The 21,877-nt window shown below is 65.6% G+C and carries 25 protein-coding genes; 11 read left to right on the top strand and 14 right to left on the bottom strand.

The features are described from left to right. Nucleotides 1-83 precede the first annotated feature (83 nt). Both ACOCMM_RS07205 and ACOCMM_RS07200 read left to right on the top strand, forming a co-directional pair. On the top strand, nucleotides 84-1,709 hold the full coding sequence (locus ACOCMM_RS07205; protein WP_419552501.1) for an ABC transporter substrate-binding protein: 1,626 nt from the start codon (nucleotides 84-86) through the stop codon (nucleotides 1,707-1,709). A 231-nt stretch (nucleotides 1,710-1,940) separates the two neighbouring features. Continuing rightward, nucleotides 1,941-2,393, top strand: coding sequence for a nitroreductase/quinone reductase family protein (locus ACOCMM_RS07200; protein ID WP_419552500.1), 453 nt, complete (start codon nucleotides 1,941-1,943; stop codon nucleotides 2,391-2,393). 30 nt (nucleotides 2,394-2,423) lie between these two features. Here ACOCMM_RS07200 and ACOCMM_RS07195 read toward each other — a convergent pair whose 3' ends face one another. Together ACOCMM_RS07195 and ACOCMM_RS07190 are read right to left on the bottom strand one after the other, a co-directional pair. Then, the gene (locus ACOCMM_RS07195; RefSeq protein ID WP_419552499.1) at nucleotides 2,424-3,293 is read right to left on the bottom strand and encodes a formate/nitrite transporter family protein; all 870 of its coding nucleotides are present in this window, start codon (nucleotides 3,291-3,293) and stop codon (nucleotides 2,424-2,426) included. A gap of 76 nt (nucleotides 3,294-3,369) precedes the next feature. Next, complete coding sequence (locus ACOCMM_RS07190; RefSeq protein WP_419552498.1) at nucleotides 3,370-4,806, bottom strand: CynX/NimT family MFS transporter; 1,437 nt, start codon at nucleotides 4,804-4,806, stop codon at nucleotides 3,370-3,372. Between the two features lie 147 nt (nucleotides 4,807-4,953). Between ACOCMM_RS07190 and ACOCMM_RS07185 the strand changes: the two genes are divergently transcribed. Then, nucleotides 4,954-5,568, top strand: a complete 615-nt coding sequence (locus ACOCMM_RS07185; RefSeq protein ID WP_419552497.1) for a hypothetical protein — start codon at nucleotides 4,954-4,956, stop codon at nucleotides 5,566-5,568. A gap of 73 nt (nucleotides 5,569-5,641) precedes the next feature. On the opposite strand, the gene ACOCMM_RS07180 is transcribed toward ACOCMM_RS07185, so the two are convergent. Further along, nucleotides 5,642-6,109, bottom strand: coding sequence for a hypothetical protein (locus ACOCMM_RS07180; RefSeq protein WP_419552496.1), 468 nt, complete (start codon nucleotides 6,107-6,109; stop codon nucleotides 5,642-5,644). Between the two features lie 207 nt (nucleotides 6,110-6,316). Between ACOCMM_RS07180 and ACOCMM_RS07175 the strand changes: the two genes are divergently transcribed. Continuing rightward, a complete protein-coding gene (locus tag ACOCMM_RS07175) occupies nucleotides 6,317-7,381 on the top strand; it encodes a cell wall-binding repeat-containing protein (RefSeq protein WP_419552495.1) in 1,065 nt (354 codons plus the stop codon). Nucleotides 7,382-7,740: 359 nt separating this feature from the next. On the opposite strand, the gene ACOCMM_RS07170 is transcribed toward ACOCMM_RS07175, so the two are convergent. After that, nucleotides 7,741-8,214 (bottom strand): hypothetical protein, encoded by a 474-nt coding sequence (locus tag ACOCMM_RS07170; protein ID WP_419552494.1) that lies wholly within the window; start codon nucleotides 8,212-8,214, stop codon nucleotides 7,741-7,743. A gap of 216 nt (nucleotides 8,215-8,430) precedes the next feature. After that, nucleotides 8,431-8,685: a hypothetical protein gene (locus tag ACOCMM_RS07165; RefSeq protein ID WP_419552493.1), complete on the bottom strand. Its 255-nt coding sequence runs from the start codon at nucleotides 8,683-8,685 to the stop codon at nucleotides 8,431-8,433. Nucleotides 8,686-8,875: 190 nt separating this feature from the next. Between ACOCMM_RS07165 and ACOCMM_RS07160 the strand changes: the two genes are divergently transcribed. Beyond that, on the top strand, nucleotides 8,876-9,628 hold the full coding sequence (locus ACOCMM_RS07160) for an indole-3-glycerol-phosphate synthase (RefSeq protein ID WP_419552492.1): 753 nt from the start codon (nucleotides 8,876-8,878) through the stop codon (nucleotides 9,626-9,628). Between the two features lie 11 nt (nucleotides 9,629-9,639). Here ACOCMM_RS07160 and ACOCMM_RS07155 read toward each other — a convergent pair whose 3' ends face one another. Both ACOCMM_RS07155 and ACOCMM_RS07150 read right to left on the bottom strand, forming a co-directional pair. Then, nucleotides 9,640-9,840, bottom strand: coding sequence for a hypothetical protein (locus tag ACOCMM_RS07155; RefSeq protein WP_419552491.1), 201 nt, complete (start codon nucleotides 9,838-9,840; stop codon nucleotides 9,640-9,642). A gap of 102 nt (nucleotides 9,841-9,942) precedes the next feature. Then, on the bottom strand, nucleotides 9,943-10,971 hold the full coding sequence (locus tag ACOCMM_RS07150; RefSeq protein WP_419552490.1) for a hypothetical protein: 1,029 nt from the start codon (nucleotides 10,969-10,971) through the stop codon (nucleotides 9,943-9,945). Nucleotides 10,972-11,035: 64 nt separating this feature from the next. Here ACOCMM_RS07150 and ACOCMM_RS07145 point away from each other — a divergent pair, with 64 nt between their 5' ends. The 4 genes from ACOCMM_RS07145 (at nucleotide 11,036) to ACOCMM_RS07130 (ending at nucleotide 14,678) form a co-directional block, all read left to right on the top strand. Beyond that, the gene (locus tag ACOCMM_RS07145) at nucleotides 11,036-11,518 is read left to right on the top strand and encodes a 2'-5' RNA ligase family protein (protein WP_419552489.1); all 483 of its coding nucleotides are present in this window, start codon (nucleotides 11,036-11,038) and stop codon (nucleotides 11,516-11,518) included. Nucleotides 11,519-11,662: 144 nt separating this feature from the next. Then, complete coding sequence (locus ACOCMM_RS07140) at nucleotides 11,663-12,163, top strand: VOC family protein (RefSeq protein WP_419552488.1); 501 nt, start codon at nucleotides 11,663-11,665, stop codon at nucleotides 12,161-12,163. 18 nt (nucleotides 12,164-12,181) lie between these two features. Further along, nucleotides 12,182-13,306 (top strand): alpha/beta hydrolase family protein, encoded by a 1,125-nt coding sequence (locus tag ACOCMM_RS07135; protein WP_419552487.1) that lies wholly within the window; start codon nucleotides 12,182-12,184, stop codon nucleotides 13,304-13,306. A gap of 247 nt (nucleotides 13,307-13,553) precedes the next feature. After that, nucleotides 13,554-14,678, top strand: a complete 1,125-nt coding sequence (locus ACOCMM_RS07130) for an acyl-CoA dehydrogenase family protein (RefSeq protein ID WP_419552486.1) — start codon at nucleotides 13,554-13,556, stop codon at nucleotides 14,676-14,678. A gap of 43 nt (nucleotides 14,679-14,721) precedes the next feature. Here the strand turns inward: ACOCMM_RS07130 and ACOCMM_RS07125 are convergent, their stop codons facing one another. Next, nucleotides 14,722-15,066 carry a metallopeptidase family protein gene (locus tag ACOCMM_RS07125; RefSeq protein WP_419552485.1) on the bottom strand — a complete coding sequence of 115 codons (345 nt, stop codon included), beginning with the start codon at nucleotides 15,064-15,066 and terminating at the stop codon, nucleotides 14,722-14,724. Nucleotides 15,067-15,199: 133 nt separating this feature from the next. On the opposite strand from ACOCMM_RS07125, the gene ACOCMM_RS07120 reads away from it, so the two are divergent. Together ACOCMM_RS07120 and ACOCMM_RS07115 are read left to right on the top strand one after the other, a co-directional pair. Then, entirely contained in the window at nucleotides 15,200-15,811 is a 612-nt protein-coding gene (locus ACOCMM_RS07120) for an EthD family reductase (protein ID WP_419552484.1), read from the top strand. A 66-nt stretch (nucleotides 15,812-15,877) separates the two neighbouring features. Continuing rightward, a complete protein-coding gene (locus ACOCMM_RS07115) occupies nucleotides 15,878-17,170 on the top strand; it encodes an MFS transporter (protein WP_419552483.1) in 1,293 nt (430 codons plus the stop codon). A gap of 22 nt (nucleotides 17,171-17,192) precedes the next feature. On the opposite strand, the gene ACOCMM_RS07110 is transcribed toward ACOCMM_RS07115, so the two are convergent. The 6 genes from ACOCMM_RS07110 to prfB form a co-directional block, all read right to left on the bottom strand. Next, complete coding sequence (locus ACOCMM_RS07110) at nucleotides 17,193-18,092, bottom strand: crotonase/enoyl-CoA hydratase family protein (RefSeq protein ID WP_419552482.1); 900 nt, start codon at nucleotides 18,090-18,092, stop codon at nucleotides 17,193-17,195. Between the two features lie 77 nt (nucleotides 18,093-18,169). Continuing rightward, nucleotides 18,170-19,063, bottom strand: a complete 894-nt coding sequence (locus ACOCMM_RS07105) for a cell division protein FtsX (RefSeq protein WP_419552481.1) — start codon at nucleotides 19,061-19,063, stop codon at nucleotides 18,170-18,172. Further along, nucleotides 19,060-19,794: a cell division ATP-binding protein FtsE gene (ftsE, locus tag ACOCMM_RS07100; RefSeq protein ID WP_419552480.1), complete on the bottom strand. Its 735-nt coding sequence runs from the start codon at nucleotides 19,792-19,794 to the stop codon at nucleotides 19,060-19,062. The genes ACOCMM_RS07105 and ftsE overlap by 4 nt, the downstream gene beginning before the upstream one ends. Before the next feature lie 215 nt (nucleotides 19,795-20,009). Then, the gene (locus ACOCMM_RS07095; RefSeq protein ID WP_419552479.1) at nucleotides 20,010-20,435 is read right to left on the bottom strand and encodes a type II toxin-antitoxin system VapC family toxin; all 426 of its coding nucleotides are present in this window, start codon (nucleotides 20,433-20,435) and stop codon (nucleotides 20,010-20,012) included. Then, the gene (locus ACOCMM_RS07090; RefSeq protein ID WP_419552478.1) at nucleotides 20,432-20,686 is read right to left on the bottom strand and encodes an antitoxin; all 255 of its coding nucleotides are present in this window, start codon (nucleotides 20,684-20,686) and stop codon (nucleotides 20,432-20,434) included. The genes ACOCMM_RS07095 and ACOCMM_RS07090 overlap by 4 nt, the downstream gene beginning before the upstream one ends. A 56-nt stretch (nucleotides 20,687-20,742) precedes the next feature. Continuing rightward, on the bottom strand, nucleotides 20,743-21,864 hold the full coding sequence (gene prfB, locus ACOCMM_RS07085) for a peptide chain release factor 2 (protein WP_419554836.1): 1,122 nt from the start codon (nucleotides 21,862-21,864) through the stop codon (nucleotides 20,743-20,745). Nucleotides 21,865-21,877 lie beyond the last annotated feature (13 nt).

Raw genomic sequence — 21,877 nt, 5'->3', positions numbered from 1 at the left:
ATGTACGGGGCATACCAACAAAATACTTTGATTCCGCTGCCGGAATCCCTTCGACAGTGGGGTAGTTCGAGGGGTGAATCGAAATGCGAGCATCAAACCGACGTTTCCTGAATCTTGGTGTACCGCTAATAGCGCTAGCGCTCATGGCTGGGGCCTGCACCGGCACCAGCGATGACACTGCGGCACCGGAGACGACCGCCGCCCCAGCTGCTGCTGCGCCCGAGACCACCGCTGCGCCCGAGACCACCGCCCCGCCCGACGAGGGGGGGCCGAAGTACGGCGGCACGCTGCGAGTCGCGCTGGTCGCGGACACGCACACGCTGGACCCAGCTATCTCGGTGTCCGCGGTGACCACCGCTGTTACCCAGCACACCTATGACAACCTGCTCATGATCCAGCCGGATCTCACGATGAAGCCGGAGCTGGCCACTTCGTGGGTGGCCAACGACGACCTCACCTCCTACACCTTCTACCTTCGGGAGGGGGTGACGTTCCACAACGGGAAGGACTTCAGTGCCGAGGACGTGGTCTTCACGTTCGACCGTCTGCTGGATCCCGAGCTTGACTCACCGCTGAGGGCCATTCTCAACATCATCACGGACATCGTCGTCCTCGACGACTTCACCGTCCGCTTTGACCTCGATGGCCCCAACGGGTACTTCCCGAGCTACCTGCAGAAGTCTGAGGCACGGATACTTCCCGCCAACTTGGATCTCGAGGAGTTGGTCTTGGGAGCGGTCGGCACGGGGCCCTTCATTCTTGACGAGCACCTGCCGGGTGAACGCATCACGATGGTGCGGAACCCCAACTACTGGGAAGAGGGCAAGCCCTATGTGGATGAGATTGTCTTTCTGAACATCCCCGAGCCCGCAGGTCGGGTAGCGGCACTCCTGGCCGGCGACGTGGACCTGATTCAACACGGCATGGCCCCGTTGAGCGTCCCTGAAATCGACGCCAATCCCGACACCCACGTGTTGGTGTTGGAAGGCTGGGGCTGGCTGGGGCTGGCCATGGACAACGCCAGGCCGCCCTTCGACAACAAGCTGCTCCGCCAGGCCTTCCAGGCAGCGACGGACCGGGAACTTGTCAACCAGGTGGCGCTGTTGGGGTTGGGTGCACCCGGTTACGACCACCCGATCGGCACGAGCAACGCCGTCTTCGCGCCGGAATGCGCTCCGCCGCCGTATGACCCAGAACTGGCGAGGTCGCTGCTGGCAGAGGCCGGGTACCCGGACGGAATCGACATCGACCTGCACACGGCCGATATCACCACAGGTGCGATGGACATCGCGGTGGCATTCAAGGAGAGTGCTGAACCCGCGGGCATCCGGGTCAACGTCGTGGTGAATCCATCGGCTGGGTTCTGGGACACGGTTTGGCAGAACGAGACGCTGACCATCGACGCCTGGAGGGGCGCCGATCCGGATCAGGCCCTCAGCGAGCAGTTCCACAGTGCATCGCCCTACAACGCGCCGCACTACGTCAACCCGTACATGGACGGGCTGATCGAGAAGGCCAAGGGGCAGGACCTCGCGGGCCAGAAGGCGTCATACGCCGAGGTCCAGTGCATCCTGATCGAGGACGTGCCGGCGATCGTTGCGGCCTTCCGGCCGGAATTGATCGCCGTGCAGAATTACGTCAACGGCGTGAGCCCGCATCCGCTGAGCTGGCCGCTCTTCCAAGACGCCTGGCTGGACTTGGATAACTGATATCGATAACTGATATCGGCAGGTGAGCTGGCCGCGACCAGTCGCGGCCAGCTCACCTCTTGCCGCCATCCACACGAACGCACCGCAGCTACGCCTGCCCAGGACGGTCGCAGTCACGTGTGACCAGCACCGAATTGGCGTGTCACCGCCGGCGCCCGTGGGTCCAGCAGGCTCTATCTGCGCTGGGAAGATAGACACTGGCGAAGCTGCCACGCAGGGCTGGAGGCAAGGTTGCTGGTATCTGATTTCGCGTTCAGGGCGGCCAACTGGCTGAACCGCACGGCGATCCGGCTCAGCGGCGGCCGTGTCGGCTGGATTCACAAGGGCACACCCATCATCGAGGTGACCACCACGGGCCGGCGCAGCGGCGAACCCCGCTCGACGCTGCTGTCCGTGGTCGCCCAGCCAGGTGATGCCTTCGCCGTCATCGGTTCCCGCGGCGGCGACACGAAGCACCCGGCGTGGTTCCTGAACATGCGCGACAACCCGGCGGTCACGGTTCGCAACCGCGACGGCACCCAGCAGATGACAGCCCGTCTCACCGGGGGCGACGAACGCACAGCGCTGTGGGAACAGATCGCCGCCAAAGACGACCACTACGTCCGATTCCAGCGCAAGACCGACCGCCAGTTCCCCATCGTCCTGCTCGAACCCGCTGACGACAGCCCGGCCGACGGCACCTAGCGGCACCTCGGGGCGAGACCGTCGACAGGATCAGCCGACGATCGGGATCTTGCGCAGGTGCACGAACCAGTTGGCCAGCGACACCGCGGCGCCGCCCACAACGTTGCCGAGCGTCACGATCGCCAGGAAGCCTGCGAACCACGCCCCGTTCAGGCCGTCGAGCTGCGCCGTCGAGAGCCCGGCCGCGGCAACAACGTCGGACTGACCCGAGACCAGCATCCCGATCGGCACGAAGTACATGTCAGCCACGCTGTGCTCGAATCCGCCGGCGACGAATGCGCAGATGGGCAGCACCACTCCGACCAGCTTGTCGATCAGCGAACGCGCTGCGGTGGCCAGCCACAGTGCCAAGCACACGAATACGTTCGCGAGAATCCCCCGGGCGAACACCGTGCCGAGGCCGACGTCGACCTTGGCGTGAGCATTGGTGAGCGCTGCGGCACCGAATGCGTGGTCGGCGAGTTCCCACCAGCGCGCCCAGAACACCAGCAGCACCACCACAATCGCACCGGCGAAGTTGCCCAGGTACACCGAGATCCAGTTGCGGACGAGTTGGCGGACCGTGATCTGGTGATCGAGCAGCCCGATGACCATCAGGTTGTTGCCGGTGAACAGTTCCGCGCCGGTGATCACCACCAAGAACAGTCCCGTCGACAGGCCAATGCCCATCAGGAGCCGCGTGGGGCCGAGGCCGAGATTCGACGAGGCCGAGATGGTGCTGGTCAGCATGGCGCCGAGCGCCACGAACACGCCCGCCATCGCCGCCAGCACCGACATCGACCCGAAACTGAGCGCAGCCCGGCGTATCGCTAGATGCGATACCTGCGCTGCGATGTCCGATGGCGTCAGCGGCACGACCGGATTGCCAGTCGGCACACGAGGTCCGGTTGGCCCAGACATCACCGACCGATCCGCTCAAGATCCACGGACGACTCACGAAACACCACCACGAACGCTAATTCGTTCCGACACTGGCCTAGGTACAAGAGGAAGCTGGCGTGCCGAGCGACTGACCACGCCGCCGCCGGTGCCGCCTAGAGCCGTTCAGACGATGCCAGCGTGGATCCGGCGCTCGAACCGCTGCGGGATCATGGCGTTGTCCCGGGCTGCGGGTCTCTGCGGGTGCGACGACGAAAGTCATGTCGATCATGCGCCAGTCGGCGGGTGGAGCCGCTGCAACCGCATGGGCCGGCATCGGCGGGAAGGCGGGTCTTGTGTGCCGGGGAAGCCCGAGTGACACGAACATGCCGACCACGGCTAATGCTGCTGACAGCTGGAAGACCGGTGTGAACGACCCCGTGGCGTCGGCGATGAAGCCGCCGAGCTGAGGCGAGATCATCTGCGCGACGCCGAAGGAGAACGTCGTGGCGGCGAACGAGGGCCCGTAGTCGTCGGTGGTGGTGTTCGTAACGACATAGACGGTCAGCACGCTCGGCATCGCCGCGAACAGCAACCCGACTGCGACCGACAAGATCAGCGTCGGCACGAACCATCCCGGCAGGATCAGCGTGGTGACGACCGCCCATCCGGCAAACGAGATCACCAGTGTCCGGCGCGCTCCGATGCGTTCTCCGAGCGCGATGAACAGCGGACCGCCGAAGATCATCGCCACCCCGACCAGGGTGAAGGCCAGCGACGCCTGCGAGCTCGTCCAGCCGTTGTCGTCCTCCAGCCGGGTCGTCAGGAACGCAACGACCAGCAGGTACAGCAGCCCGAAGACCGTAAATGCGCACACCAGCGGCACCCAGCCGTGCATGCGCCGCAGGATGCTGAACCCGCCGAGGCCGGACTTGGACGCCAAGCGCTCCTGGCGGTGGCCGATGAGCAACAGCACCGCTGCGGCAACGACCGCGCCGATCAGGAGCTGCACCAAGTACACGTTCCGCCAAGACGCGTCGCCCATAGTCGAACGGACGAAACCGGAAAGCTGGCCGGCGAAGACGACGCCGAGGCCCATGCCCGCGCCGAGGAACCCGATTGCGAGTGCGCGTTTGTCCGGAGCGATTGCGTCGGCCGTGACGACCGGGGCGGGGATCCACGTCAAGGCCCCGCCCAGACCCATCGAAAGCAGCCCTGCGCCCAGCACCAGTGGACCCGGGGCGATGGCCGCCAGCGCCTGGCCGATGATTGCGAGCACGATGCCGACACGCATCATCGAGAGCAGGCGGAAACGGCTCGAGGCCGCTGCGACGATCAGACTGCCCACCAGGTACGCCGCCATGTTCACAGTGGCCAGCGAGCCGGCGACGGTGTTCGACAGGCCGAAGTCATCTCGGACTGCGGGAAGCAGCACCCCGTAGGTGAACCGCCCGAACGACTGAGCGATTGCGGCCACCAGTGCCATCAGGACCACCGCGGCCAGGCCCGTCAGCCTGCGACGCTGAGGTCTCAGGTCGCCGCTGTCGGTGGTCACGAGCCTCAATGCAACACCGAAACGGCCTCGTCCGCGCAAGTGGGGTGGCGCAGGCTGCGACACTCAGGGGATGGTGACCGCTCGCGCGGCCTGTCGCGTGCTGCAATTGCTGCCTGGCCGACGCAGTGTCCGCCAGCGAGTCCTGTTGTGACACAGGGCCAATTCGCCGTCGCCGTGGCTGTTGTGGCCACGGCGGTGACGTTCGTGCAGGTCGTGCCCCAGATTGTGCGCCTCCTGCGAATCGGACGGACCGAAGGCGCCTCGCCCGCGTGGGCAGCGGTCGGCATGGTGATCAATAGCGGCTGGATGGCGTATGTGATCGCGGAGGAATTCTGGGAGACGATCCCCGCCGTGCTCTCCGCGGTGATCAGCTACGGCGTGGCGCTGTACCTGCTGTACCGCAACGGCGCCAAGGTGCGTGCAGGCGTGCTCTCCGGCATCGCAGTCGGCGTGGCGTGCGTAGCACTCCAGCTGGTCGCGGGCTGGACAGTCCTGGGCACCGTGCTGGGATTGTCGAACGGGCTGTACCTCGGTCCATCGGTGGCGGCCGCGTGGCGTTCGTATGCCCCGGTGGGCGTAGCGCCGATGACATGGGTGCTGACGGCAAGCGAAGGCATCTTGTGGGGCTTCTACGGCGTACTCGTGGCTGCGGGGCCGATCATGGTCTATGGCAGCACCGCATTCCTGTGCGCAGCGCTCGTGCTCTTGCGCCTGTGGATCACCCGCCACCGGATCCGCGCCGCCCTCGCGGAGCCATCCTGAACGGGGATCTGGCCTGAGCGGGGATCTGGCCTGAACGGGGATCTGGCCTGAACGGGACTCTGGTGGGCCCGGATCAGGCGGGAATCGGGCAGGCGGTAGCGCTATAGGTGCGCAAGCGCTTGCGCAGCGTCCACAGCAGGAGGCCGAGAGCGATCAGGCCAACGACCGGCTGCACCGGCGCCCACCATGCCAATGCGCCCGAGACGCCTACAAGGGCGACGATTGCCTGGTTGCACACTGGGCAGCCGACGGCGAGGAATGACACGAACCCGCCCCAAAGAGTGGCGGTGCCTTGTCGCTCCACGGCCGCTTCGGTACCAGCCTCGCTGCTCGGCGAGGGCCGAATCGCCAGAATCAGTCCGATCAAGGCCGAGGTGGCCGCCAAGATCACGTAGTCGAGCCATCCAACGGCGACCGGTCGGCCGAAGATCGGCGTGTCGATCACGTCCGACGGCACACCGATGAGCACCGCGGCGATGCCGCCGTACACCACGGCTCTGGGCCATACCGTCCGAGGCAGCTCACGCAGATCCTTCAGCACCGCGGCGAAGCTACCGCGCCCCGCGCAGGGTCAAGACGCGCTGATTCGACGGGGGGCTCCGATGCAGTTGTGGAAGGATCGCGGTCCGTGACGCAGCGACTGCGAAGACCAAGCTCTGCGAGCAGTCGGTGGGGATGCAAGCACCCGAGTCCCAGCTGCGGTCGACGGATGATCAGGTGCGCGGCGGCCGCTGCTCTCGTCGGGGCAATGACGGTGGGAGTCGCGGCATCCCCGCTCGGAGCCACCGAGGACACGCCCGTCGAGACGGCACTGGCCAAGGTCAACGTCGTTCGCTATGGCGGTGCCGACCGCTTCGAGACGTCGGTGCTGACGACCAAGGCATTCTCGGACTTCAAAGGCGACGCTATCGACTCAGTGATGATGGTGTCGGGCTTCAAATGGCACGACGCTGTCGTGACAGCCCCATTCGACACGCCGGTGCTCTTGACACGCCGGAACACAGTGCCTCCGAAGACCATGGAGTACCTGAGGCGCTTCACATCGCCCTCAGTCAGGTACCCCTTGGTCAGGCTTATCAGCACGAATGCAATATCGACTGCCGTCGACGACCAGCTTGCAGAAGCCGGCATGGAGGTCTCCCGCATCGATGGCACCGACCAATTCCTGACCAGCGTGGCGGTGGCGGAGCGTCTCGGGGGCTTGTCTCAATTTCGCGGTGTGCGGACAGTCATCTTGGCGAGCGGCGAGGTGTTCGCAGATGTGCCCGTCGTCGGGCAGCTGGCCGCCCGCGAAAACTTGCCGATCCTGCTGAACCCACCACACGCCCTGCACTCGAAGATCCGAGAATTCCTCAGTTCTCACGACGTCGAACAGGTGATCCTCATGGGCGGCACAGCGGCGCTCTCGCAAGATGTCGAGGACTCGATTCGCAAGCTCGACATCCGGACCTTGAGAGTGGCCGGCGAGACGCGGTTCGAGACTGCCGTTGAAGTCGCTCACATCACTGGACTGGGGTCCTGCCACCTCGGCGGCAGGAGTCTCGCTGTCGGCCTCACACGGGCATGGGTGCCGTACGACGCATTCAGTGCTACGCCCATGCTGGCGCGTTACGGCGCGCCGCTGTTGCTCACCGCCCCCGACGAGCTGCCCGCAGCAACGATGGCCTATCTCGACGAGGCTCGCGCAGCTCAGGCCAAGTGCGGCGACGACCCATTGATGCTCATCGTGATCGGCGGGAACGCCGCCGTCTCCCAGGAGGCCATCGACGCCTACCTGCAACGAGGCGAAGAGGTCGTCACGACAGACCACTAGTCGTGAACCGAAGAAAACCCAGGATCAAGTCGTACCGAGTCCGTAAATCCGAGTTTGCGTGTCGTCCGCCGCCCTTGGCCCATCTCGCTTCGCTGCGTGACCCTGAATCTCACGGGAGGGTTCTGTCTGCTGCGCAACACGAGCGCAGTGTCTTCCCGAAGATCTTCAAGTGTGGCGATCTCCGGCGACTTGGAGCCCCGAGTGAATGCCTCGACGATCAAATCATCTGGAGCTTCGCGCAATTGCCGCACGAGCCAGCCAACCCGACCCTTCGCACCCTTGTCGGAGGGTGCCGCGAATTCTTGGACGTCCGAGCCGAGCTGTGCACCCAATCCCACTGAGGGTTCTCACGCGAATCCTCAGAGCTGCCGATGAGTCTGTGCAGTGTCTCCACGGCCTGCCGGGCTTGCACATGCCTCAAACCACTCGTCAGTGACGGCCACCCATGAGTGCCTACGGGGAGCGATGTCAAAGCGTGGCGTCGCCGATTCGTTTGGGTTCCACGTTTGACTGCGGCCAGATGCCTTCACCTCAATGCGAAGACTGCCGTACGCCAGATCGAAGGCATCCCATTCCCGACGGGGCTCAGCCTCGTCAACCGCGTCGAGCGCCTGGCCGACCAGCCACTCCGCGAACAGCCCCCGGTTCCTGTTGTCAGTGAGATCGCCGAGCGCCCAGCACCGGAAACCCTCGATATCCAGTGCCCTAATCGATACCGCACGCGCTTGGGCTGCGCGCAGGCCGGCGTCGAGTTCAGAGGGCTCCCATTCATAGAGGGAATCGAGCTGGGCCGTGACATCAGGATGATTGGAGTCCACGATTCGTCCCGTCACTTATCTGGGGATGTTCGAGTAAGCAAAGCGATCCAGCGCCACGCAATGCGCGGTAGCCGCGATCACCTTGTGCAATTCTCTGACAGACAGCATCACCCAGAGAAAACTAGCTGTGGTCGCTGGAGCGGCGTGGCAGCGCGGTGGCCCATAGGCACGTGTTTCGCTCCCGCAGTTACTCGTGGAGAGGCTCCTCGTCGACATTGAGTTGATGCGGGCTCAGCGCTCGAGCTCGCGGATGGTCTCGAGGAGCGTCGCCGTATCGCGCAGCCAGCTCACGACTCGATCAACGCAGTCCGGGCGGGTCACGTCGAGCAGTAGGGCGGCGACCGCGATCGTGTCGCCCGCCTCGTCGTCGGCGACCATCGTGGTGGTCGGCCGCAGCCTTGCGTCGGATGCGATGAGCACTCCTGCGGCACGCAGCTCACGGCGCTGCAATTCACCGCCGTCATCATTCAAGAGCTCTTCATCCATGGAACTTGAATATATTTCGATATTTGCCGAACACCCAAGCGATTTCTGTCGTACGGGCACTGAGCCCCGGCGAGAACCGCCACTTCGAGGACTCGCTGGCGGCGCACAGAGGCCCTAGTTCATGTTGCGGCCCGTAGAGTCGCGGGCCAATCTCTTAGGCATTGCCGAGTCGCGGAGTGAGATCGTCCCTATGGCTGCTGACAACGCTGCTGAAGACGATGCCGAGGCGAGATCGGTGGCGACCGGACATCGATTCGCCGCTGCGCTGCGGGAAGAAGGACTCTCGGTAATCGCCGAGATCAAACGCCGCTCGCCGTCACGCGGGGCGTTGCGGGCCGACGCAGACGCCGCCGATCTTGCGTCCGAGTACAAGGCCGGCGGGGCGGCGTGTCTGTCGGTGCTGACCGAGAGCGAACGGTTCAGCGGCTCCCCCGAGGACTTGCAGGCCGCCAAGGACGTCACCGGACTGCCGGTCCTGCGCAAGGACTTCCTGCGCACGCTCGACGATGTGCGCGACAGCCACGCCATGGGTGCCGACGCATTGCTCGTCATCCTCGCCGACATCGAGCCGTCGCAACTGCCGCCGATGCAAGAGCTTGCTCTGTCGCTCGGCGTTGACGTGCTGACTGAGGTACGAGACGAGGCCGAGTTCGAAGTGGCAGTCGACCTCGGCGCCTACATGATCGCGATCAACCAGCGTGACAACCCCGAATCGACGAAGTTCACCGTGGACTACGACAAGGCAGTACGGGTCAGCCGCTGCTTCGAGAGAATCGACGACGGGATCCTGCTCGTCGCGGCGTCAGGCATCGGCGTGCCAGGCGGAACGCCGATGAGAACAATCTTGGACGCCGGCTACCACGCTGCGTTGATCGGCGAAGCACTGATCACCGCAGACGATCCTCCCGCTCTCCTGCGTGAACTGCTGGCCGACGCCGAATAGCTGAGCCCGGATCAGCCGGGGGCTCCAGGGGTGAGGGCGTCTTGGACGATGCTGTCGGGTGGGACGCCGCCGCCAGGTTCCTCGGTGCCGTCGGCACGGATCAGCAGCCAGCGGGGCTGATAGCTCACGCCGAACCTCCTCCAAAGGTCGCCGTTCTCGTCGGGTAGGTGCGGCATGTTTCCGACGCCGTACGTGCTCACGAAGCGCGACATCGCCGCTGGGGTATCGCGCCCGGGAATGCCGACAAGGACGAGGTTGTCTCCGTGCTGTGACTTCAGCGCTGCGACCGCAGGCGCTTCCCTCCGGCAATTCGGTCACCACGGCGCCCAGAACCACAGCAGTACGTCCCTGCCGGCCACCGCTTCGATGTCGAAGGTTGTGCCATCCAGCTGTGGTACAGCGAGCGCCAGCACTTGGGCCGGATTTTCGGTCGGCTCGGGTTGCGTGGTGACGTCTTCGGCTTCGCCGCCGGCGTCCGTCTGGTCGTCCTCAGACTCGTCGTCCTCAGGGTCTGGTTCCGTGCCCTCCCCCGGCTCATCGTCGGATGCTTCCGCTGCGTCACCATCTGCCTCGTCGTCAGCCGCGTCGCTTGCGTCGTCCTGTTGGCGGTCCTCATCCTCATCCGTGGCGGGGTCGTCATCAGGATTCTGATCATCACTGGACTCGGCTTCCCGATCATCTGACTCACCGGCTTCGCCACCGTCATCGCCGTCATCGCTTTCGGCACCGTTCTCATCGACGTCGTCATCGGAACGATCATTCGAATCGTCATCAACCGACTCTTGTTCATCGCCGGTGTCGTCGTCTTCGCGGCCGTCCTCCCCCTGATCGTCATCCTCGTGACCATCGTCATCGGAACGATCATCCGAATCGTCATCAACCGACTCTTGGCCGTCGCCGGTGTCGTCGTCCTCGCGGCCGTCCTCCCCCTGATCATCGTCCTCGTAACCATCGTCACCGTCGTCGCGATCGGAACGATCGTCCAAATCGACATCAACCGATGCATCGGCGTCGTCGTCGTCCCGAGACGAGTCATCGGCGTCGTCGCCTTGCTCATCCTCGTAGCCATCGTCATCGCCGTCGTGACGATCGCCCCCGTCCTCGTCGCGTGACTCAAGGTCATCGCCGTCTTCGTCGTGGCGCTCTGCGCCGCTTCCCTCATCAGGGTCGGGTGCCAAGGTGTCGCTCACCGGGGCTTCCGTGGTCGCTGCGGCCGGCGCGGCCGTGCCCTCGACCACCGTTTGCGGTGTCTCGTCACTGTCGCTGCTGCAGCCAGCCACGAGGCCCGTACTCGCAAGGCAGCAGGCGACGAGAGTTGTCGCGCGTCGCAGGAGGCGGGCCACGGTTGGGAGCGTAACCCGCCGCCAGGCGTTCTCAGATGTCGCAACAGGCCACTAGTTTCACGCCGTGCCGCGCTTGTTCGTCGCCGTGTGGCCGCCCGAATCTGTCGTCGACAAATTGGCTGGGCTTGCTCGACCGGCCGCTCCGGGAGTCAGATGGACGAAGCCACACCGTTTGCACATCACGTTGCGATTCCTCGGCGAGTGCGACCAGCACGAGACGCGCAGCACCTTGGAATCGACGACGCTTCCCACTGCTCAGGTGACCATTGGTCCAGCTCCAGAACGACTGGGCCGTGGTGTGCTCATGCTGCCTGCCGAGGGCGTCGACGAGTTGGCCGCCTCGGTCATCGAGCCCACCCGGTTCATCGGCGACACGCCGCCGGACCACCCGTTCGTGGGCCACCTGACCGTGGCACGGTTCCGTCGCCGCCCGCCTCAGGTGGACTGGCCACGGCTTCACGAAGTGTTCGACGTGTCCCAGATCAGCCTCGTCGAATCGGCACCTTGGGGCGGCTACGTGGACGTCGCGACCTTCCCGCTTGAGTGATCCATACAGCTGCGGGCCGACTTGGCGAATCGGCCTGCAGGAATGTGACAGCCTGAGACCGCGTGTTACGGCAAAGCCAGTGTCCGCGCATCGACACCGCAGAACGCCATCGCTCGCAGAAGGGCCGGTCCAGCAGGGGGAAGCATGGGACTTCATCACGTCGCATACGCAACAAAGGACCTCGAGGCGACGCACCGCTTCTATGAGGAGCTCATGGGGTTCCCGCTGGTCCACGCCGAGCAGGACGAGCGCCCGACGCCCGACGGCGGTCCTACGGGCTGGATCAAGCACGTCTTCTATGACATCGGCGACGGGGAGTGCATTGCGTTCTTCCAGATCTCCAACATGGGCGAGCAGGCCGACTTCAGCACTGATCTCAGCAAGTCGGTGGGACTGCCGGTCTGGGTCAACCACGTCGCAGTGCGGGCCACACCTGAAATGCAAGAGACCGTCCGCAACCGCATGACCGGGGCCGGGATGAAGCCGCTCATGGACATCGACCATGGCTGGTGCCAGTCGCTCTACTACCTCGACCCGAACGGCATCATGGTCGAGCTGTGTGCGGACACGACCGGCTTCGAACCCGACCCCGAGGGGGCACTTGCGGTGATACGCGCCCCGGTGCCCACTGACGCCTCGGCCTGAACAAGGGCCAGCCTGCAGATGGGGATCATCCGTGAGTTCGTCGCGCTGCCGAGCGCTAGCGCCCCCCGAGCCGGCGTCGGCGGGCATCCCTGCCAGGGCGTCTACTGCCGGCCCGAGGGCCGCGAGCCTCGCACAGCACTGATCGCCACCCACTACAACATCGACTTCAGCGAGCACTACTTGGCCGAATTCATCGCCGAGCGTGGCTTGGGCTTCCTGGGCTGGAACACCCGCTTCCGGGGTGCCGAGCCGTACTTCCTGGCCGATCTGGCTCTCGCGGACATTGATGTCGGGGTCCGATGGCTGCGCAGCCAGGGCGTCGACTGCGTTGTGCTGCTGGGCAACAGCGGCGGGGGTTCGCTCATGGCCACCTATCAAGCCCAGGCCACGGCACCCAACCTGGTTCCCGAGTACAGCCGGCGAAGTCTCAGCCCAGCGATCGACGATCTGGCGGGAGGCGACCTGTACGTCTCCATCGTGGCGCACACCGGCCGCGCTGAAGTGCTGACGAACTGGATGGACCCATCGATCACCGACGAGAACGATCCCCTCAGCGTCGACCCAAACCTTGACCCCTACGCCGCGGATCGGCAGCCCCCGTTCGATCCTGAGTTCATTGGTGCGTACCGGAGCGCGCAGCGTGCGCGCAACGACCGCATCACCGCGTGGTGCAAGGACGAGCTGGATCGACTGGCTGCTGCGGGACACCGCGAGCGCCTGTTCGTGGTCCCGCGACTGTGGGCCGACCTGCGCATGCTCGACGGCTCGATCGACCCCAGCCAGCGAAGCGTGCCCGGTTGCTATCTCGGCGATCCGCGCCGGGCCAACTACGGGATCTTCGGTGTCGGCACGGTCAGCTCCCTGCGGACCTGGTTGTCGATGTGGAGCCTCAGCGACTCGCAGTGCAGCACCGACCAGGCGCAGCACATCACGCTGCCGGCGATCGTCATCGATGCTGATGCCGACACGGGTATCTTCACCTCCGACACGGCCAAGATCGTCGGCGCGCTGCGCGGCCGACCCGGTGCGCCCGACGTGCCGTTGCACAGCATCGCCGGCGACCATTACCTTCGGCAGCCTTCAGGTGCGAGGGCCGAGGCAGCCGATCTGATCACCGACTGGGTGCACACCCACACCGCTTAGAGTCTGAACGGATTGGCGGCGAAGTCGGGCAGCCCCGCCGTTCTCGACTTTGCGCAGAAATGCCGCTACAGGCGGCAATATTGCACAGAGAATTGTTTGGCGTCGGACTTTGCGCAGAAATGCCGCCACAGGCGGCAAATTTGCACAAAGAACGCTCGACGGCAGCTTTCCGAGACGTCACCTCTCCACGCGGCCGCTTAGGCTGCGGCCCGCCCGCCGGCTGATCCCGGTCCGGAGTCTCTTGCCGATGCCTGACTTCCTCGACTCGCAGCACACCGAGGTCCTACGCACGGTTGAGCGCCTTGCCGACGAGTTGGCGGCGCTTGCGACACGGGTTGACGCGGAGGATCTCGGCCCGGCGACCCGGCAGGCATCCAAGGCGGCGGGCGTGTTCGGCATGACCCAGCCAGCGGCCTTCGGCGGCACTGAAGCGGGAGCGCTGGCGCTGACCATCGTGCGCGACACGCTCGGCAGCCGCAATGTGGGTCACTTGCCAGGAATACTCGGCCCGTCACCGGGAGTGCTTGCCAACGTCGGCGACCCGGTGCGCACCCAGTTCCTGCTGCCGTACTTGGCTGGAGAGCTACGCAGCGGCTTCGGCTTCACCGAGCCCGCCGACGCCCCCCGCCACACCTGGGCAGTACATGACGGGGACGACCTGGTGATCAACGGCCAGAAGTCGTACGTCACCGGCGGGACCGACGCCGCCTTCATCAATGCGCTCGTCGAGATCTCCGGGACCGGGCCGGCAATGGTGCTCATTGAGACTGACAGGCCTGGCGTGACGCTGACCAAGCGGTTCGGGACGCTCGATGGCAGCCACCACGCCGCGTTCACGTTCTCCGATGTTCGGGTGCCGGCAACGCACGTCATCGGCGAGGCCGGACGCGGGCTCGGCAGAGCGCTGAGCCAGATCAACGCCACACGGCTATCGATTGCAGCCGACTGCGTCGGCCAGAGCCGGTTCGCCATCGACCTGGTCGAGCAGTCGCTCGCAGAACGATCGGCGCGGCGCAGCGATGGGGACACCCCAGCGCGGACCGGGACCGATGTCGAGAGGGTCAACCTTGGCGACATGCGCATCGCCGCCTACGCAGCCCGCAGTGCGCTCTACCGCACGGCGCGTCTGGTCGATTCCGGCGAGAACGCCGTCAATGAGGTCATGGCAGCCAAGTCGCTCGCGACCGAGACGCTGAGCCGGGTCTGCGATGATGCGATTCAGCTCGTCGGCGGAACGGCGCTCGTCGACGGCCACCCACTTGCCGGCATCCTGCGACGGGCACGGGCGATGCGACTTGCTGAAGGTCCTACTGAGGTGCTTGCTGCGAACGTTGCGCGGGGCCGGTTGGATCTCGGCCTCGGCCGCATCTGAGATCGCCGCGCGGGAGCGTTCTGGAGCGGCAACGCGACCGAGGTCAGTCCCAGCCGAGCTCGTGCAGCCGGTCGTCGTCGATGCCGAAGTGGTGCGCGATCTCGTGCACCACCGTCACCAGCACCTCTTCGACGGCCTCATCGGCCGTCTCGCACATCTCCAGGATCGGCAGCCGGTAGATGACGATGCTGTCAGGCATGGCCAGCCCGCCATAGTCGTGGCGCTCTGTCAGCGGGATGCCCTCATAGACGCCGAGCAGATCGGGATCGTCTCCGCGGTCCTCCACGAAGATCGCGACGTTGTCCATGAGCGAGCGAAGCGCGTCGGGGATGTCTTCGAGCGCCTCCTCGACCAGCTCAGCGAACCTCGCCTCGTCCATCTCGAGCACGCCCCCATCCTGCCGGACTCCGCAGCCAAAGCAGTGGGTTTCTCGGCGATCGAGGGCCAACATCGGGTTGGGCAGTGCCCGGAGGTCAGCACTGCGTTGCGCTGTGTTTGATGCTCAGCACTAACGTGCTGGCGTGCTTGAGCTCGTCGTCACTGGCAACGATCCCGACGCCGCATCCGAGGTAGCGACCAACGTCAACGGGATCTGCTACGCGGCCGATCCGGACGACCGCCGCGACTTCCCGTTCCGCACGCTGGTGCGGGCCATGACCGACTCCCCCGACGCGCTCGCACGCGCTGCGACAGTCGGCACGTACCTGGGTTTCTCACGCATCATCCGCGAGCGCCCCTTGGGGGCCGACCCAGGCGCGGCGTCACCAGGCTTGACGGCGATCTTTCCCATGGTCCACCACCCTGACCTGACCCACATGCAGGGCGACAACCACTGGCGCGACACCCACGCCCCGCTTGCGCTGAGACATCACCCGGGCATGTGGGACTACACCCAGCTCAGCGTCGTCGCCACGCTCAACGGCCCGTCCTACGACGGCTTCGCCCTGGTCTCATTCGCTTCGCTCGAAGACCTGCGCGAGCGATTCTTCGGTGACGACCACGACCGGGACGTCATCCGCGCCGACGTCGCAAAGTTCGCAGACATGCAGCGTTCGCCCCGCCGGGTGATCACCACCGAGACGATCTACCACCAGCGTCCCCCGGTCCCCGCCGTGACCTGGCCGCACGATTAGGCCGCACGCCGCGCCGCTCACAGGATTGCGCCCCTCTGACGCCATGAGCCATACGGCGAGCTGACCTTGACGACCGCTGCCCATACCGAATCGTTCAGCCGCGCACGGCGAATCGCCACGCTGCTGACGTTGGCGGCAGCGGCGGCAGTGTCGCAGTCGTTCGGCCGCTTCACCTACTCGCTGCTGTTCGCAGACCTGCGAGACGGGTTCAGCCTGTCCAACACCGTCGCAGGCGCGCTCGGTTCGCTGAACCTGCTGCTGTACGTCGGGGGCTCGCTGGTGGTCGCAGTGACGGTCGGACGCACGGGACTGAGCGGCGCCGTTCGGATCGGCCTGGCAGGCAACGTGGTCGGCTTGGCGTTGCTGGCATGGAGTCCGAACGTGGGAGTCGCGGCCTTCGCACTCGCGCTGACGGGCTTCTGCGCGGCCGGCGTGTGGGTGGGCACGCCCGGGCTCGCAGCCGAGCTGCTGGGGCCCGAACGCCGCGGTGCCGCCGCTGGCTGGATGACCGGCGGCGTCGGCAGCGGCATGGTCGCAGCGGCCGCCATCGACGCACTCCTCAGCGATCCGGCCAACGCCGGCTCGACCGAGGCCGTGCTCGCCACTGCAGACCTCAGTCATCCGCGCAACGTGTACCGGATCGAATTCGTCATTGGCGCGGTGGTGCTGGTGGCCCTCGCTATCGCCGTGCGCAGGTGGTCGCGCACACCGGGCCGCACGGGTTTCGGCGGCGCCCGCGCCGCGCTCGGCAAGGTGCCCCAAGCCGGAAGGCTGATCGCCGCCTACACGCTGCACGCCTTCGTCGTGACGACGGTGCTCACGTTCATCGTGAGCCACCTCGAGAGCTACGCAGACCTCTTCGACGCGAGGGGCGCTGCGATCGCCTTCTCGTCCATCGGCATCGGCAGCATCGCCGGCGGTCCGATCTTCGGCCGCATGGCCGACCGACTCGGCAGACGACGCACGGTCACCATCGGCTTCGGCGTCTCGCTGGTCTCGACCATCACCTTGACGGCATACCCAGTGCTCGCGCTCGGGGGGCCGCCGGTCGCGTGGGCGTCGGCATTCGTGTTCGGCACCGCCTTCACCGGCATCATCGCTTCCATCGCTTCCATCGCCGCCAGCGTCAGCGACAACCTCGCCGGCGACGAGTTTGGTGCTGCCTACGGGGTTGCGACGATCCTGTTCGGCTTCGGCCTAGCGGCAGGGCCCCAGATCGGCGGCCTGCTCGCCGACTGGTTCGACAGCTTCGGGCCCGCCTTCGGACTCGCGGTCACTGCCTGCGTCGTAGGCATCCTGCTCACCGGCTGGGGCGACGATCCGGTGCCCTCGGCGGGATCCGGGGCCCGGCCCGCTTGAGGCTGGGCCAGCTGAGTTGGGGCTAGCTGAATTCGGGCTCGTCCCACCACGGGACGTACTCGGGCAGGTCCTGGCTCGGACGCAGCGTGAATTCGGGAGGTCGCTTCTCGAGAAAGGACGCCACACCTTCATGCGCGTCCGCGCCTTGCCCGAGGTGGTAGATCCCCCGCGAGTCGATCTTGTGGGCCTCCATTGGATGGTCGGCAGCCAGCATGCGCCACAGCATGTGGCGGATCACCGTCACCGAGATCGCCGAGGTGTTCTCGGCAATGTCGGCAGCGATGGCTCGGGCTGCAGGCAGCAGATCGACGGGCTCGTGCAGGCTGCGCACGAGCCCGCCTTCGAGAGCCTCGGCTGCATCGAAGACGCGGCCGCTGAAACACCACTCCAACGCACGCGACAGCCCGACCACGCGCGGCAAGAAGTACGACGAGCAGGCCTCGGGCACCAGTCCCCGCCGGGCGAACACGAACCCGATGCGCGCCTTGGTCGACGCCAGCCGGATGTCCATCGGCAGCGTCATCGTGACGCCCACGCCGACGGCGGGGCCGTTGATCGCCGCGATGAGCGGCTTGTTGCACTCGTACAGGCGCAACGCGAGCAGCCCGCCGCCATCACGCATCCACGACAGATCGTCGCTCTCGCGTCGCTCTGCGGCCCGTTCGGCCTTCTGCTCATCGGTCTGATTGTCGAAATCGAAGGCGGCGGAGCCCCCACCGAGATCCGCACCGGCGCAATAGCCGCGGCCGGCGCCGGTGAAGATCACTGCCCGAACGTCGTCGTCGGCGTCAACGAGGTCAATGGCGTCCATGACATCGCAGAGCATCTGGCTGTTGAACGCGTTCAGTCGCTCCGGCCGGTTGAGGATGATGGTGGCGACGTGGTCGTCAACCTGGAACAGGATCGTCTCGAACTCCGGCATGGGGCCTCCCCGGGTCGTAGCGCTTCATGTCCGCCGCCTGATGCCGCGGCCCCGGTGTTTCTACACGTCGAGCCGTCTCAAACGTCGAGGAAGCGACTCGCTGCAAAGGCGGAGCCGAGCACGCCCACCAGCACGCCGGCGATCACGGTGACGAACACCACGGTCGTGAACTGGTTGGAGGTCACCACGAACGACCTGAAGAACGCCAGGATCTCCGAGCGAGAGAACAGCCCCTCGACATGGCCGCGCAATGCGCCTGCCGCAATGGCTCCGATGATGCCGCCGATGAGGCCGTGCAGCATGCCTTCGAGCATGAACGGGAACCGGATGAAGCTGTTCGTGGCACCGACCAGCTTCATGACCTCGATCTCGCGGCGGCGGGCGAACATGGCCACCCGGATCGAGTTGAAGATCAGCATGACGCTGGCACCCGACAGCACGATCGACAGCAGCAGCACAATGCCTTGGAACGACGTGAACCACGTCCGGATGGCGTCGACCTCTTCACGCCCGGTCTGGACGGACAGAACGCCAGGGCGCTGGCGGAACTGCGCCGCGAGGGACTCGATCAGCTCTGCCTCGACCGATCGGGGCACCACCCGGTAGGACGCAGGCAGCGCCTCGGGCGAAACCTGAGCCAGCAACTCGGGCTGGTCGGCCATCTGCTGGGACACGAGCGCGTAGGCCTCATCAGCGCTGAAGAACTCGATGCGGTCGATCTCAGGGTGCGACTGCAACTCGATGCCGAGTGCGTCGATCTGGGTGGGATCGATCTGCGGGTTCAAGAACACCTCGAACTGGACGCCGCCCTCCCAGCGGTCGAGTGCGTTTCCGCTGGCGTAGCCCGCCATGAGCCCCATGCCCACCAGCATCACGCCGACAGCCACGGTGAGAATCGCAGCGAACGTCAGCGTGAGGTTGCGCCGGATGTTGGTCCAAGTCTCCCGCGCGAAGTAGCGGATCCGGCTCACGGATCCACCCTTTCGGGGGGCCGGGAGGCGACAGCCTCCAGCGACTCCGTCTCGTTGCCGTACGCGCCCCGCTGCTCGTCGCGCACCAGCTCGCCGTGCCGCAGCGCCACTACCCGGCGCCGCATGCGGTCCACGATCGTCTGATCGTGGGTTGCCATGACCACAGTTGTGCCGGTGCGATTGATCCGGTCCAGCAGCGAGGTGAGCTCCTCAGAGGTGTCAGGGTCGAGGTTCCCGGTGGGCTCGTCTGCGAGCAGGATGAGCGGCCGGTTCACGAACGCACGGGCAACGCTCACGCGCTGCTGCTCGCCACCCGACAGCTCGTCAGGAAAACGCCGCTGCTTGTCTTCCAGCCCGACCAGCTCCAAGATGGCTGGGACCTGCGTGCGGATGACGTTCTCGGGGCGACCGATGACCTCGAGCGCGAACGCCACGTTCTCGTAGACGGTCTTGTTGGGCAGCAGCTTGAAGTCCTGGAAGACCGAGCCGATGTTTCGCCGCAAGTAGGGCACGCGCCAGCTGGTCAGCTTCGACAAGTCCTTTCCGGCCACGTGGATATTGCCGTCGGTGACCTTCTCCTCACAGGTCATGAGGCGCAGCATCGTGGACTTGCCCGACCCGGACGGCCCGACCAGGAAGATGAATTCGCCCTTCTCGATATTGAGGGTCACGCCGTTGACCGCTCGCGTCTCGCCCTTGTAGATCTTCGTGACGTTGTCGAAGCGGATCATGCGCGCCTTCGGGCTGTGCGGCCGGGTCGAGACTCCGGCATCGCTGTGTCGGTTATTTCCGGGATTTGACTACAGCAGATCTGGATGAGATTGAGCTGAGTCCTACGGTACGCCAGCGTCCTTGTGAAACCCGTTCACCGCCTGCGGCCCGCACACGGCTGCGGTGTCGAAACCGCAGCCGGCGGCGCCTAGTGCAGTCGGTTCCTACGCCACCCTCAGGACGGCGCTTCGAGTCGGATGCCTTCAAAGCGACTGAAGTCGCGATCGAACGAGACGATCTCGCAGCGATGCTCAATCGCCAGCGCTGCAAGATGCGCGTCGTTGACGAGGTTCCCGCCGGACCCCGACGACGCCAGCAGCTCCGAGACGATGCCGAGGTGCCGAGCCGTGGGTTCGACGACAACGCCGGCTGGCTGAGCGATCCACTCCCGTGCCCGTGCGATGGCTTCCGCTGGTGTCAAGGGCTGAGAGAAGACGCCTCGGTGAGTGGACACGCGGACGAACGCCAACAACGCCAGCCATGCGAAAGCAACCGTCGCACCGCCGTTCAATGCCCAATCGAGCCAACGCCTCGATTCGCAGTGACGGTCGGCGTCCTCGTTGACGGCATACAGCAGGACGTTCGCATCGACGAGCTTCACGAACCGGTTTCCATTCGCCGGGCCAACTCGGTGTCTTCGAGCTGCCCCGCAAGCTGAAGCGCCTTGGTCAAATCGACTTGCGGCGGGCCCAACGAGCGCGTCTGGGTGGCGAACGGTCGCCGGCTCGCACCCTTCGGACCGGCCTCACGCAGCAAATCGTTGAGTGCCTGCTTGAACGAGACCTTGCGCTCGGACATGCGGCGCCGGATGATCTGCTCTGCATCGGTATCGAGTGTCACCGTGGTCCTCATGTTGACAGCATAGCATCACCTATTTTGATGCTCTGCTGTCAATGCCTTCGGCGGCGTCAGGTCTCGCCGTCTGAGCCCCGCTGGGAGCGCTGCCAGCGCAGGTAGGCCTCCATCAGGCCGTTCAAGTCGCCGTCGAGCACGGCGTCGACATTGCCGACTTCGACGTTGGTCCGCAGGTCCTTGACCTGTTGATACGGGTGCAGCACGTACGAGCGGATCTGGCTGCCCCAGGCCACGTCGCGCTGTTCGCCCGCCAGGGCTGCAACCTCTGCCTCGCGCTCGGTGCGCTGCAGGTAGGCCAGCTTCGCGGCGAGCATCTGCATGGCCCGGTCTTTGTTCTGGTGCTGGCTGCGCTCGTTCTGGCACGCCACGACGATGCCCGTGGGCAGGTGCGTGATGCGCACCGCTGAGTCGGTGACGTTGACGTGCTGGCCGCCAGCCCCAGACGACCGGTACGTGTCAATGCGCAGATCGCCCTCGTCGATGGGGACCTCGTCGGAGACCTCTTCGAAGAACGGGACGACCTTCAGCGAGGCGAACGCCGTGTGGCGGCGGGACTGCGCATCGAACGGAGAGATGCGCACCAGACGATGCACGCCCCGTTCGGCTGCAAGGAACCCAAAGGCATGGCGCCCCTTGACGAGGAAGGTCGCAGAGCTAATCCCGGCCTCTCCCCCATCGGTCGCCTCGGTCAGCTCGACGGAGAAGTCGTTGCGCTCGGCCCAGCGCTGGTACATGCGCAGCAGCATCTCGGCCCAGTCGCAGGCGTCGGTGCCCCCGGCACCCGAATTGATCTCGCACACGGCGTCGTTCTCATCGTGCTCGCCGCTGAACAGCGCCATGAGCTCGATGTCTGCGAGCCGGCGTTCGGCTGCTTCGACGGCCTCTTCGATCTCGGGCAGCAACTCGGCGTCGTCCTCTTCGGTCGCCAGTTCGACGAGCGCCGTGGCATCGTCCACCTCGGCGCGTGCCCGCTCCCAGCGCTCGATATCGTCGCGCACGCGTGACAGCCGGGTGGTGACTGCACGAGCACGGTCGGGGTCATCCCACAGCGAGGGCTCGGACGCCTCGGCCTCCAGCCCGTTCGCCACCGCACGGGCCTCGTCGATCCCCAGGTACTGATGCGCGTCGGTCACGCGCCGATCCAGGTCAGCCAACGCGTCGGCATAGTCGCTCAAAGATCGGCTCACG

It is taken from the genome of Candidatus Poriferisodalis sp., assembly GCF_965198245.1.
GTDB lineage: Bacteria > Actinomycetota > Acidimicrobiia > Acidimicrobiales > Poriferisodalaceae > Poriferisodalis.
This window is presented reverse-complemented; position numbering and strand designations above follow the sequence as displayed.

Bases quoted from the DNA above. Each gene is read 5' to 3' on its own strand.
- ACOCMM_RS07205 (WP_419552501.1), top strand. From the start codon at position 84: ATGCGAGCATCAAACCGACGTTTCCTGAATCTTGGTGTACCGCTAATA.
- ACOCMM_RS07195 (WP_419552499.1), bottom strand. From the start codon at position 3,293: ATGTCTGGGCCAACCGGACCTCGTGTGCCGACTGGCAATCCGGTCGTG.
- ACOCMM_RS07175 (WP_419552495.1), top strand. From the start codon at position 6,317: ATGACGGTGGGAGTCGCGGCATCCCCGCTCGGAGCCACCGAGGACACG.
- ACOCMM_RS07165 (WP_419552493.1), bottom strand. From the start codon at position 8,685: ATGGATGAAGAGCTCTTGAATGATGACGGCGGTGAATTGCAGCGCCGT.
- ACOCMM_RS07160 (WP_419552492.1), top strand. From the start codon at position 8,876: ATGGCTGCTGACAACGCTGCTGAAGACGATGCCGAGGCGAGATCGGTG.
- ACOCMM_RS07155 (WP_419552491.1), bottom strand. From the start codon at position 9,840: ATGTCGCGCTTCGTGAGCACGTACGGCGTCGGAAACATGCCGCACCTA.
- ACOCMM_RS07140 (WP_419552488.1), top strand. From the start codon at position 11,663: ATGGGACTTCATCACGTCGCATACGCAACAAAGGACCTCGAGGCGACG.
- ACOCMM_RS07135 (WP_419552487.1), top strand. From the start codon at position 12,182: ATGGGGATCATCCGTGAGTTCGTCGCGCTGCCGAGCGCTAGCGCCCCC.
- ACOCMM_RS07130 (WP_419552486.1), top strand. From the start codon at position 13,554: ATGCCTGACTTCCTCGACTCGCAGCACACCGAGGTCCTACGCACGGTT.
- ACOCMM_RS07110 (WP_419552482.1), bottom strand. From the start codon at position 18,092: ATGCCGGAGTTCGAGACGATCCTGTTCCAGGTTGACGACCACGTCGCC.
- ftsE (WP_419552480.1), bottom strand. From the start codon at position 19,794: ATGATCCGCTTCGACAACGTCACGAAGATCTACAAGGGCGAGACGCGA.
- ACOCMM_RS07090 (WP_419552478.1), bottom strand. From the start codon at position 20,686: ATGAGGACCACGGTGACACTCGATACCGATGCAGAGCAGATCATCCGG.